Raw genomic sequence first — 12779 nt, forward strand, 5'->3', positions numbered from 1 at the left:
GTTCATCGATGTATAATCTCGCAAACATAATAAAAAACCTCTTAATAAATAAGAGGTTTAGTAAACACGAATGTTTGTCTGTCTATTATACTAAAATATGGATGTCAAACAAGACTAAATCCCTGAAATTCGAGTAAAAATTGCAAAATAATGTATACACCAGCAGCAAACTACTCAGCTTAGCCAGCTACTCGCAAAGCTGTTCACTTCCGTTTACCCCCATGCTGCTAACGTGAGCTGCTGTACGCGGGCTCCTTCTTACCAGAAAGTAATAAGCCAGCAACGCGGTGAGGCTCGTCAATAATATAATGACGCCTAGCGGAACGGCGGTGTCTTCTCCTGCAATACCGACAAGCGGGGAGACAACTGCTCCAAGTAAGAAGGGAACAACGCCAAGCAGCGCAGCCGCACTGCCCGCCATATGCCCCTGGCTCTCCATCGCAAGCGGGAATGCTGCCGTTGATGTGATGCCAATAGCCGCTACGAAGATAAACAGCGGAATTACCAGCGCGACGAGCGGTCCATGGACGATGCCGACAATTAAGACGGTGACGCTTGCCAGTAAGGCAAGCCCAAGGCCGAATAACAGAAAGGCCTGTTCGGATACGCGATGCGACATCCGTCCAACCAGCTGGGATCCCATGATTAAGCTAATGCCGTTCGATGCAAATAATAGAGCGAATACGGTCGGCGAGACCCCATAGATATTTTGATAAATAAATGGCGTACCCGAAACATAGGCGAAAACCCCTGCAATCATGATGCCCTGTGCAAGCATATAGCCGAGAAACTGGCGATCTTGCAGGAGCGATCCATAGTTCCGCAACTGCTCCATGAAATTGCTGGGCCTGCGAAGATCAGATGGCAGCGTCTCCTGCAGCCCCCATTTAGTCATGATTAATAGATAGATTCCCAGTAGTGCCAGTGCAATAAATACCCCGATCCACGTCGTGAAAGAAAGAACACCGCTGCCGGAAACCGGTGCCACGAGCGGACCTAAATTACCGACCAGCAAGAGCATCGAGAAAAACTTCGTAAGTTCATGACCGCTGTACAGGTCGCGTGCAATCGCACGGGATATAACAATGCCAGCCGCTGCGGCGAACCCTTGCACGAACCGGAATGCGATCAACAATCCGATAGTAGGCGAGATTGCGCAAGCTAACGAAGCGGCAACATAAGCAGCCATAGCGATCAGCAGGGGATTACGTCTGCCATATACATCGCTGAGCGAACCCATGACCAGTTGGCCGATGCCGAGTCCGAGTAAACAAGCGGTTAAGCTGAGTTGTACCAGTGAAGCTGTCGTATCGAATTGCTTCACAATTTCCGGGAAAGCAGGTAAATACATATCGATCGTAAAAGGCCCGAGTGTCGAGAATATACCGAGCAGCATCGCTAATCTAAACACGTTCCGACTGTTCTTGTTCGTCATAATCAAGCAAATCTCCTATTCTTCTATCCAAATCCAAGACTCTTATTGGCTCGATTCCGAGCTGAGAGTCTGTTTCTCATCCTATCACAACTGTACGGATGCCGACAACAAACGCAGGCACACAAAATAAGCCAACCCGTGATCACGGGTTGGCTTACTCCAGGACTGGCACCTTGCATTTTGCATGCGGTGACACTCTAACGAACCGCAGAGGCGTTATTCGGCTGAATTTCGGTGCTTCGAGATTCTAACGAATCGTAGAATGGACAAATAAGCGCCGTACGGTTCGTTAGCTCATCCAACCTTGCTTCCAGAAAAAAATACGCCTACAATGATTGTATTCTATTCGAGAGCGAGCGTGATTGCAATGAAAACCATACAACTATTGGAAGCCGCAGCCATAACGCACAACACTTTCAGGAGGTTCTATGACAAATATAGATCGATTAAAACCCGCTTCAAAACCTGTCAAAATGCACAATAACGAGGTTGAGATTGACGCCTCGCTGGTGAGACGGTTACTCGAGGAGCAATTCCCGGAGTGGGCGGAGCTTCCGCTTACTCGGATACAGTCCAGCGGAACGGACAACGCGATTTATCTGCTTGGCGAGGATTTAGCCGTTCGAATGCCTCGCATTGATTGGGCAACTGGTCAAGCTGAATTGGAGCAGTATTGGCTGCCAAAACTTGCTCCACATCTGCCGCTTCCCATTCCTGCCCCGCTCGCTATTGGGGTCCCTGCCGAAGGTTATCCCTGGCAGTGGGCTGTCTATCGATGGTTTAAGGGAGCGGATGCCATTGTCGGGAGAATTGACGATTTGGGTCAAGCTGCAGCTGATATCGCGCAGTTCGTCGGCGCCATGCAGCGTATCGACCTTGGCAGCGAGGTCATACCTCCGTCATCCTCGCGAGGTATGTCGCTGGCACCGAGAGATAGCGGTGTTCGCAAGGCAATCGCTGAGCTGGAAGGCATAATTGATCAACAAGCGGCGCTCACAGCTTGGGAAGAAGCTCTTGGAGTACCCGATTGGGAAGGAGCTGGTGTCTGGATTCACGGTGACATTCACGCAGGGAACGTACTCATAGAGAATGGCTGCATTAGCGCCGTGATCGACTTTGGCTGTATGGGCCTCGGCGATCCCGCATGCGACATGCTGTTTGCTTGGAGTATCCTCACCGATGCAACGCGGCCTAGATTCCGTGCTGTGCTGCAGCCGGATGACGCAACCTGGGCTCGAGGCCGCGGCTATGCATTGTCGATGGGCTTGTTCGCATTGCCGTATTACAAGGACACCAACCCTGTATTTGCCACCGTCGCAAAACGAATTATTGATGAAGTGCTTACTGATTTCAAGAATAGATACGAATCTTAACTCGTACCGCGGAACGCCACACAGCACACACCAAAAACCGCATTGCAACCCTCTTCTCAGGGTGCAATGCGGTTTTTGCTCATTCACGTCTAATGCTTCGGCGCCGCAACAGGGAAGCCAATCTTCTCATTTCGCAGCAACCGCTGTGCTTTCACCGGCAGCTGATCGTACGTTTCCTGCGGAATTTGGATCGTGCCTTCTCGCTGCCTGTTCTCCGAGTAAATGAGGGCGATATTCGGTCTGTGCTTGTTCGACTTGTTCGGCGTGCCGCGGTGCCATACGCGGTCATCGCGAATTAAGATAGAGCCTGCCGGCATGAGCATCTTAATGCCATGCATATGCTCCGCGAGCTTGGATTTGTTGAATGCATTAGGCGCATACCAGTTATCCGGATGCAGATGCGTCCCGCCCGGCCATATCTCCATCGGACCGTTATTCTCGTCCACATCCACAAGCGGATAATTGACAATCAGGTTCGCAATCGGCAGATTCGCTTCATATTTGTCCCCGTAGCGCGAGGAAGTATCCGCATGAACGGGCTGTGATTTCTTACCGCCGGGCATGGAGGTATTCGTTGCAAAATAGGTCATTAAGCAATCCTCGCCCAAGATCCGATCCACGATTGCGGTCACGAACGGGTTCGCAATAATCGCCTCGTCGCAGAAAGGCTTCTCAAACGGCAAATAAAGACGAACGTGATTCGTACCGTCATTAAATCCATTTTTCGGATTCAGAATCTCTTCGCGATGCTCCTCGAAGTAAGGATCCAGTATGGCTGCGTAGCTGTTGAACAGCTCATCCACTTGAGCTCTTGGCAATACTTCCTCGAATAACACGTACCCGTTGACTTTGATCAGTTGAATCGCAAGCTCTAACGTTTCCGGGGATAACTTGCCGCTTTCCAATTCCTCGGCGCTAAGTCTCATCGCATACCAACCTCCACTTGAGTATTTATCGAATCGCTACTTAAACGTTTAGGATCATCCCGTGCACGATGAATACAGCCGAATTACAGTAATCGCTTAGTGCTCTCCCGTATGATCAATTCATTCTTGAGCACCACATTGTGGTCAATATCCGTTCCTTCAAGCATCTCGATCAGCAGCTTTGCCGATGCCCAGCCCATCTCGTATTTGTTCTGATGAACGGTAGTCAGCTTCGGCGAACAGTACGAGGAGAGAATGATGTCGTCATATCCGACTACGGATACGGAATCGGGGACCTTTCTCCCTCTCTTCTCAAGCGCTCTCATCGCGCCAAGCGCCATTAAATCGCTGGAGCAAAATACGGCCGTAACACCCGGATGTTCATCCAAAATGCGCATCATCGCTTGTTCCCCGCCTTCTTCGGAGAACTGCCCGTCGAAGATTTTCGAGGCATGAAAGGGCAATTCGCGTTCGAAGAGCGCCTTCTTAAAGCCCCTTAACCGCTGCTCGCTGACATGTGCTTCGGCATAGCCGTTGATCATCGCGATATTCGTATGGCCCCACTCCATCAAATGATGAATGGCCAATCGAACTCCTTCGATATTGTCGGTCGTGACATTCCCCAGTATTTCGTTGGAGAACGGGATATCGATTAGGACGCACGGAAAATTAGACTTCTTAATGACTTCCTCCAAGTACGGATCGTCCACCTTTAAGCCGAATATGATCGCTCCGTCTACATTTCGTTCCTTGCATAAGTTGTAATAGGATTTGATCCGCTGTTTGGAAGGACTGGTACTGAACAACAAGATATCGTAATTCATCTCATTGGCCCGATCATTGATCCCGCATAAAATCTCGAAGGCAAGATTATCTTTTCCCCCCGTATATTTGAGTCCCGAGAAAATAACGCCAATCGTGCGCGTCTTGCTCGATACCAAGCTTCTCGCTACCGCATTCGGGGAATAATCCAGCTCCTCGGCAATTTCTTGAATTCTCCGTTTGGTATCTTGGCTAACGTCATCATATCCGTTCAGCGCTCTGGAAACGGTAGTCGTCGACACGCCGGCCATCCTTGCAATATCTTTAATCGTCGCCAATAGCACTCACCTGCCGCAGTAAGAATAGGTACACGAACCATTTTGCTCCGATCAGCCTTTCACGCCGCCGCTGACAACGCTTTGCTGCACCTGCTCCTGAGCCACCATATATAAAATAATGCTTGGCAGCGTAACGAGCGTCAACGCTGCGAACAGCTGGGTGTAGTTGTAAGAGAATTGTTCCGTGAAAAACTGCAACGCGACAGGCAGCGTCCGATTCTCTGCAGATGCGGTCAGCATGAATCCATAGAAGAACTCGTTCCAGTTGCCAAGAAACATGAGAATGCCTGCTGTTGCCAAGCCTGATTTGGCAAGCGGCAAATTGATATAGAAAAATACCTGCCAGAAGGTAGCTGATTCCATATAAGCGGCTTCGTCGAGCTCTCTTGGTATGGACAGAAACGCAGCCCGTAAGATGAACAGCGATACGGCAAGTCCGGCTGAGATATATACGACAATAAGCGCCAGTCTCGTATCGTACAGTCCGGTTAGGTTAATGAATGAGAAAATCGGCTGTGCCGTTGCGTGACCGGGTATGAGCAGCGTAATCGAGAACAGAACAAACAAGATATGTTTGCCTTTGAAATCGAATTTCGCGAAAGAATACGCCGCCAGCGCATAGAACAGCAGCGCGATCAGCGTCGAAGTGACCGAAATCAATACAGAGTTCGTCGTATTGCTTAAGAAATTGTTCATCTTCAGCACGGAGTAATAGGCATGAAAATTAATGTCCACCGGGAGCGCGAACGGCGTGTTTAATATCGCTTTATTGGATTTAAAGGAGGAAACGACAATCCAGAGCAGCGGGACGAGCGATATGCAGACTGTGAATAAGAGCACCAAATAACTGAAAACCCCTACCAGGCCGCGTTTCAAAGGTTCAGCCTTCATAAAGCAGGATCACCCCCTGTCAGTTGTAGACGCTTTTGTTCATTTTGAACACTTTGGTCGTAATGGCCAGCACGCCGATCCCAAGTATAATCATGATCGTAGCGACCGCATTCGCATAGCCGAATTGATAGTTAATAATGCCATCGTAGAGCATGACAGAGATATTATAGGTGGAGTTGCCCGGCCCGCCTTTGGTCGTCAAGAAGATCGCTTCGAACATCGTAATTCTCGCAATGATCGATAAGATGACTGCTGTCCCGAGCGAACCGCGAATCAGAGGCAAATTGATCCTCCAGTGGATTTGCGCTTCGGTTGCGCCGTCGATTTTGGCCGCTTCATGCAGCTCCTTGGGGATTGCCATCAGGTCGGATAAAACAAGCAGCGTCACGATTACCGCATAGAACACCCAAGTCAAGCTGATTGCGGAAAACGCGTATTGCTGATCGAAGAACCAGTTCGTATGAAAGTTCGTGAAGCCGAGCTTTCTTATGAAATTGTTCAGCAGCCCCATCTGGTCATTGAAAATAAAACGGTAGATGATCGCCCATGCCGATACCGCGATTACGTTCGGAATCATGAATACCCCGCGTACAAATCTCCAGCCTACCGGCCGCTTAAAGATAATGAACGCGACAAGTGCACCGAACGGGACATGGATGAAAGCGGCGATGAGCGACCATTTCAACAGATTCATTAAGGAGACGATAATGGAGTTGTCATCCAGGAAGATCATTTTATAATTATCGAATCCGATAAATTTCGCCGTATTAAAGCCATTCCACTCCATGAATCCGGTTGTAAACACGGTTAGGATCGGAACAAAATAAAAAGTCAGAAAGACAAGCAGAGTAGGCAGGATAAAGAGATACACCCACAGCTTATTGTACTTATACATGACGGCATTCCTCCCCGAAGAGCGGTAATCGATGCATGCCGGTCTAGATGGTACGGGCAAGAAGCGCATTGGCGACCGCCATACGCTTCTTGCCGGCCCCATCCGGCCAACATTATTTCTTAAATTTCTCTGCTGCGTCTGTCATCGCTTTACAGAACTGTTCGGGCGTCATATCGTTTGTTGCCAGCAGCGGCAAGTTTTTAGCAAACAAATCCGAAACGGATTGCGGTACGATATCATAGATCAATCGGTTGAGCGTTTTCATTTTCGAACCAACTTCATCGTTTAACTGTCTCAGGATGGGATCCAGTTTTGCTTTCGCATCATCCGGCATCGGCAATTTGGGAGCAAAGCCGCCTTCCGCGACCAGGAATGCATTCAACTCTTCCGGTGAATAAATGAATTTGAAGTATTCAATCAAACCATCCACCGTTTCCTGCGGTGTATCTTTCGGAATGGAATACCAGTATCCGTCAGCAGAGCCGAGCGCAACGCCGTTCGGATAAATGGTCGCGCCTACTTTACCTGCGAAACCATCGGAGGCTTTGTCAGGATTGCTGAAATCCCCAACCATCCAAGGACCGTTCGCGATCATCGCCGTATTATCACTGAAGAATTCATTCGCTGCGATGGAATACGTCGCACCAAGCGCGGACTTTGTTGTGTAATCCGTCAGCAGCTTTTGCACCTTGGCAAAGGTATTGATCCATAACGGCGAATTAAAGTTCGTTACGATATCGCCTTTTGCCAGCAGATCCTGGCCTTCCGGCACCGAGGCAATCATAGCTGATGCAAGCAACATCGTCGTCCAGCCATTCTCGCCGGTCATCAGCGCTAACGGCGTAACCCCGGCCGCTTTCAATTTGTCCAGATCGCTGAAGAATCCGTCCCATGTCGCCGACGGCTCCGTTATGCCTGCTTTCTGAAGCAATTCCTTGTTGTAATACAGGCCGATCGGACGCTCGAAGGCGAGTGGCAGCGATACGATTTTGCCGTTCTTGTCCGTGTTATATTTCACTGAATCCTCAATCAGAATAGAGTTGATTTCCGGATTGTTGTCGATGTAAGGTTTCAAATCGAGGAGATCGCCGTTGTTAATCATAATGTCGGCAAGCTCTTTATCGACTTCGATAAGCGGGGGTAGCTTCTTCTGCTGGTAGAGGAGTTTAATTTTCTTCGAGTATTCGTCTTGCACGATTTCCTCGATTTCAATCTTGTACTTGCCGGCATATTTCTGGTTGAAGCGTTCGATCTGAGGAAGGTAGAAGATGGCTCCGACGTTGTTTCCGGTTTTGTAGCTTGGGAACTTGATGACAACTTCTTTGCCGGTATCTGCTTTGTCGGTGCCGCTGTTCGAATTTGCGGATTCGCCGCCATTATTGGTGTTGCTGCCACAAGCCGCCAACGATAGAACAAGAAGTAATGCAACGAGTAAGAAACTTATTTTCTTCACAGATAAACCTCCCTAATTTTAGCTCGTTACTTCCGCTTGAGTGAAGTATGACTGAAAATGCGGTGGGTATCAGTTCGAATGGTTACCATACTGTGTCGCATGAAAAAGTGGAACCCAAGCACTCCTTTCCGGTTAAAAATGAATTAGCGCCCCTTCCGAAACGTTTAAGGAAGACTGCGCCTTCATTATAATTTCAGTTGAAAGCGATTACAAGGCCGTTTTTGCCATTCGATCGAAGTTGTTATAATTCGACAAAATAGGCTGACGGCAAATAAAAAACCACTTCTTGTCGAAGTGGTTCGCTCTTTTTACATTTACGATTGATCTACGCTTTCGGCGACTGACCCGCTTCAAGGAGACGGCGTTTGGCTTCCTCATAAACCTCTTCCGAGAGTACGCCTTTCTGAGCAATCTTAATGTTTTCCGTCAGATGCTCCGGACTCTTAGTCCCGACGATCGTTGTCGTCAAGTCAGGGTGACTTAACGTAAAGCGCAGCAAGAACGCCGTGCGGCTTTCGCCCTCGTCCAACAACTCATCAAGCTTGGCCTTTTCCCAGGCTGCCCACTTATCTCCGTTGCCCAGCCCTACACCGGGTTCACCGCGTCCAACTCCTCCGCGGATGATGGTTCCGGCGCCTGATTGGGCTGCAGCTGAAATCACATTTTCGTGGTCGCGCTCCAATGCAGAATACGGGATTTGGAAGCTGTCGAATACGCCGGTTTCGATGTACTTCGTGATGTGGGGAAGCGTTGAAGATACTCCGATCCACCGCACTTTGCCTGTGGCTTGAATTTCCTTCAGCACATCAATCAATTGACCTTCATCGGTTTGTTCAATGGTAGGATTATGAAGCTGCATAAGGTCGATGTAGTCGGTCTTCATTCTTCTTAAGCTGACATCAACATTGCGCAATAAATTATCTCTTGTCCATACATGAGGCGTCTCATCATGATCGCCTGCATCGACGACCGTGCAGCCGCATTTGGTAGCTAAGAAATATTCGCTGCGCCGATGGCTGATAAACCGTCCGATGTATTCCTCGCTTCGTCCATAATCATAAGCGGTATCAATAAAGTTGATCCCGGCATCCAGCACGGCATTAAGGATCCGCTCCGCGTCGGAATCCGTGACGGGACGGCCACCCCAGATCCGAGGTCCCCGAATTTCCATTGCACCGAAACCCAGTGAGGTAACTTCCAGTCCGGTACGTCCCAATTGTCGTTTTTGCATCCATTTTCACTCCATTTCTGATTGTTATGCAGATCGGATGATGTGCTCTGGATTACGCCTTGCATGGTGTTTTTTCGTTCGCGAATGTCTGTCCTAAACGTCCCATTACTAAGAATATAAACAACAATGCCGAAATTGAATAGTACGCACTTTAACTTCAGTAGGTTACCTTGGGGTTAGTGCACCTATCAAGCCACGAAATAAATAAAGCCCACGAAACTAATCGCGGACTCCTAGAGCAGCCTATCCGAGAAGATTGGACAGATCATCTGCATATAGACTAACTACTCCGGCAGCTATCAACAGGTTTAACAGAGCCGGGAACAATTTGGCGAATGGATGTTTGACTCTAAGATGCGCAATCAGGGCTGCGATCATCATAACGCCGACCAATATTCCTGCCAATGCGGCATAGCCCGCTGACCAGTAGCCGATAATGAGTCCAACGCATGCAACAATTTGAACGATGCCCGTAATGACGCGGAACCACTGGGGAAGTCTAACCGAATCAAATAGGTCGACTTGATGCTTGGCTCCAGCCAGCTTGCTTCCACCGAAGAATGCCATGGAGAACAGCAGCCAGCTTTGTAGAATAATGGCTAGTATATGCACGTTAAATCCACTTCCTTTATCGTTTTAATCGGACACCAATCAGTGTCCTAATTCATAATATAACACCTTTAGGTGTCCTGTAAAGCATTTATTAGCACTCATCCGCTCATAATGAAAACCACGCCCAATGGACGTGGTTGAATAGTTATAGAGCCGACCCCTTATCAGGATCCTGCCAGACATTAAATTTATTCCCATCCGGGTCTTTAAACTTAAATTGCAGGCCGCATCCCCCCAGATCAACGATCGGTTCTACATGGGTTCCGCTCTGTCGAAGGGACGCATGAAGCGTAATAATATCATCGGTCTCGAAGGTGAGCGAAAACATTTCGTAATTGTCGCCTTCCCAATCATCCGTAACAAAGTTTGCATTTTTATTGCTCTTGGACTCGAGCAGAAACAACCATTGCCCATTGCCAAGGATAAGAATCCCGCCATCGTTTCTTGGCGTGCGATTATCGCTAATATGCTTTAAACCAAGGTATTTCATATACCATGCTAATGCTTTTTGTAAATCCGAAACCGGCAAATAGTTATGGGATACTCGTTTCAGAAGCGGTTTAACCTCTTGCTCTGCCTTCTCTTTCATTTTCAACAATTCCTCATTCATGCTCATCATCCTCCCATATTGATTATTCAATAAATAGACGAACGCCAATTCGAAAATCCGTCATTCCATTTGAAAATTATTGGGATTGATAGATGCCGAAACGGTTGTTGTCCGGATCGTGGAAGAAATAGTGTTTGCCTGTCATCACATTTTCTAATTCGCCAACTTGAATGCCATTGTTCTTAAGTCTGGCATACACGTCCATAATAGCATCAACCTCAAAAGATAAAACGGGCACAATCACGTCATTGATCATGTCTGAAGGTTTGAATGGTAATAAATAGAGGATTTGTCCCGATGGGAGAATCAAATCCCCATTCCGATCCGGAAACAAGCCAAATTGCACCATAGGCAAGGATCTTAATCCTTCTAAGCACAAAAAAGACGTTGCCCTTAAGTGGACAACGTCTTATCTGCTTACCCTTTTACCGCGCCAACGGTAATTCCTTTAACGAAAAATTTCTGGAAGAATGGATAGATCACCATAATCGGTAAAACGCCGAGCACCGCAACGGCCATTTTGATCGCTGTTGAAGGTAGACTTGCGGACAAGCTGCTGCCCATTCCGGTTGAAGCGCTGCTCATCAGGAATTGAACGTCCAACAGCATTTTATTGAGAAGAACCTGAATGCTAAACAGATCAGCGTCCGTGACATAATAGAGGCCGTTCAGCCAATCATTCCAATAGGACAAGCCTACGAGCAACCCCAAGGTCGCCATGATCGGCAAAGACATCGGAAGGACCACATTTAGTAAGATTTTGGACTCGCTTCCCCCGTCTATTTTTGCGGCTTCTATAACTTCGTCGGGGATGTTTGTCGTGAAGTAGGTACGCATCATAATGATGTTAAACGCCGTGAGCAGCATGCCCGGAACGATCAATGCCCATATCGTATTTTTAATTTCGAAATATTGCGTCCACATCATATACGACGGTACCAGCCCTCCGCTGAACAACATCGTAAAGAAAATAAAGAACGAGAAAATGTTTCTTCCGGGTAAATCCTTTCTCGATAACGGATACGCCATCAAGGTCGTTAATAGGATATTCGTTACCGTGCCGAGTATCGTTACGAACGCGGTGACCTTATAGGCGTTTACGATGGAGTTCGAATCCTGCAACAGAAACTTATACGCCGAGAAATTAAATGCCGACGGAATAAACGAATACCCGTTTTGAATCAGCATCTTCTCATCCGTAATGGATGAGACGAGCAGAAGCACGAATGGGAGCAAGCAAAATAACGCTAGCAGAATCATCATGAGATGCGCGAAAAGCTGAAATCCTTTATTATTGTCAACCAAGTTGATTCACTCCGTTCCGCTAAAACAAGGCGCTGTCTTGATCTATTTTTTTGACAACATAATTGGCTGCGATTACGAGGACGAATCCCACAATGGATTGATAAAACCCGGCTGCCGATGCCATCCCTACATTGTTGAGTTTCGTTAATCCCCGATACACGTAAGTATCAATGGTGTTCGTAACGTCGATCAAAGCGCCGCTATTCATCGGAACCTGGTAGAATAACCCGAAGTCGGAATAAAAGATTTTACTGATACTCATTAATGTCAGGATGATGATAATGGATTTGAGTCCGGGAAGCGTAATATGCTTCATCTGTTTCCAACGGCTCGCCCCGTCGATCACCGCGGCTTCGTAATAAGACTTGTCGATGCCGACCAGCGTCGCATAATAAATAATGCAGCTATACCCAAAGGACTTCCAGATGCTTACGATAACGATGATATAGGGCCAGTATTTTGCCGTCGAATACCAAGAAATTGGATTCAAGCCGCGCGGTTCCAAAATACTGTTATTGATAAAGCCCGATTCCGAGCTCAGAAAAGCGAACACCAGATAGCTCACGACAACGATCGAAATTAAATGGGGGAGCAGAATGACCGTTTGATAAGACTTCCGCGCCGCATTTTGACTAATCTGATTGAGTAACATGGCGACGCCTACCGCGATAACGGTCCCCAGTACGATAAAGACTACATTGTACAGAATCGTATTTCGGGTTATCGTCCATGCCTCATTCGTCTTGAACAGAAATTCGAAGTTTTTGAATCCGACCCAAGGGCTGTCCCAGATCCCGATCTGATAGTTGATCTTCTTGAAGGCAATCACAAGACCGCTCATCGGGATGTAGTTATTGATCAAGATATAGATACATCCCGGAATGAGCATCAAATAGAGCGGAATAAACATTTTGAATCTTTCTATCTTTTTTTTGGTGAGCAGTAACA

13 protein-coding genes are annotated in these 12779 nt (G+C 47.7%); 1 reads left to right on the top strand and 12 read right to left on the bottom strand.

The window, feature by feature from the left end; translation table 11 throughout:
- Positions 1–187: 187 nt before the first annotated feature.
- Positions 188–1435 carry a Bcr/CflA family efflux MFS transporter gene (locus I8J30_RS02600; protein WP_210655123.1) on the bottom strand — a complete coding sequence of 416 codons (1248 nt, stop codon included), beginning with the start codon at positions 1433–1435 and terminating at the stop codon, positions 188–190.
- A gap of 428 nt (positions 1436–1863) precedes the next feature.
- On the opposite strand from I8J30_RS02600, the gene I8J30_RS02605 reads away from it, so the two are divergent.
- The gene (locus tag I8J30_RS02605) at positions 1864–2808 is read left to right on the top strand and encodes an aminoglycoside phosphotransferase family protein (protein WP_210655125.1); all 945 of its coding nucleotides are present in this window, start codon (positions 1864–1866) and stop codon (positions 2806–2808) included.
- Positions 2809–2897: 89 nt separating this feature from the next.
- Here I8J30_RS02605 and I8J30_RS02610 read toward each other — a convergent pair whose 3' ends face one another.
- The 11 genes from I8J30_RS02610 to I8J30_RS02660 form a co-directional block, all read right to left on the bottom strand.
- A complete protein-coding gene (locus tag I8J30_RS02610; protein WP_210655127.1) occupies positions 2898–3734 on the bottom strand; it encodes a phytanoyl-CoA dioxygenase family protein in 837 nt (278 codons plus the stop codon).
- Positions 3735–3817: 83 nt separating this feature from the next.
- Positions 3818–4834: a LacI family DNA-binding transcriptional regulator gene (locus I8J30_RS02615; protein ID WP_210655129.1), complete on the bottom strand. Its 1017-nt coding sequence runs from the start codon at positions 4832–4834 to the stop codon at positions 3818–3820.
- 51 nt (positions 4835–4885) lie between these two features.
- Positions 4886–5725 carry a carbohydrate ABC transporter permease gene (locus tag I8J30_RS02620; RefSeq protein ID WP_210655131.1) on the bottom strand — a complete coding sequence of 280 codons (840 nt, stop codon included), beginning with the start codon at positions 5723–5725 and terminating at the stop codon, positions 4886–4888.
- Between the two features lie 19 nt (positions 5726–5744).
- A complete protein-coding gene (locus I8J30_RS02625) occupies positions 5745–6620 on the bottom strand; it encodes a carbohydrate ABC transporter permease (protein WP_210655132.1) in 876 nt (291 codons plus the stop codon).
- A gap of 112 nt (positions 6621–6732) precedes the next feature.
- Positions 6733–8073, bottom strand: coding sequence for an ABC transporter substrate-binding protein (locus I8J30_RS02630; protein ID WP_210655134.1), 1341 nt, complete (start codon positions 8071–8073; stop codon positions 6733–6735).
- Between the two features lie 325 nt (positions 8074–8398).
- Positions 8399–9304, bottom strand: coding sequence for an aldo/keto reductase (locus I8J30_RS02635; RefSeq protein ID WP_210655136.1), 906 nt, complete (start codon positions 9302–9304; stop codon positions 8399–8401).
- A 243-nt stretch (positions 9305–9547) separates the two neighbouring features.
- Entirely contained in the window at positions 9548–9916 is a 369-nt protein-coding gene (locus I8J30_RS02640) for a DoxX family protein (protein ID WP_210655138.1), read from the bottom strand.
- 145 nt (positions 9917–10061) lie between these two features.
- On the bottom strand, positions 10062–10526 hold the full coding sequence (locus tag I8J30_RS02645; RefSeq protein ID WP_210655140.1) for a VOC family protein: 465 nt from the start codon (positions 10524–10526) through the stop codon (positions 10062–10064).
- A 76-nt stretch (positions 10527–10602) separates the two neighbouring features.
- Entirely contained in the window at positions 10603–10881 is a 279-nt protein-coding gene (locus I8J30_RS02650; protein WP_210655142.1) for a VOC family protein, read from the bottom strand.
- Between the two features lie 62 nt (positions 10882–10943).
- Positions 10944–11831 carry a carbohydrate ABC transporter permease gene (locus I8J30_RS02655; protein WP_240547745.1) on the bottom strand — a complete coding sequence of 296 codons (888 nt, stop codon included), beginning with the start codon at positions 11829–11831 and terminating at the stop codon, positions 10944–10946.
- A 19-nt stretch (positions 11832–11850) separates the two neighbouring features.
- Positions 11851–12741 (bottom strand): ABC transporter permease, encoded by an 891-nt coding sequence (locus tag I8J30_RS02660; protein WP_240547746.1) that lies wholly within the window; start codon positions 12739–12741, stop codon positions 11851–11853.
- Positions 12742–12779 lie beyond the last annotated feature (38 nt).

Origin of the sequence: Paenibacillus lignilyticus, assembly GCF_017942085.1 — a bacterium.
GTDB lineage: Bacteria > Bacillota > Bacilli > Paenibacillales > Paenibacillaceae > Paenibacillus_Z > Paenibacillus_Z lignilyticus.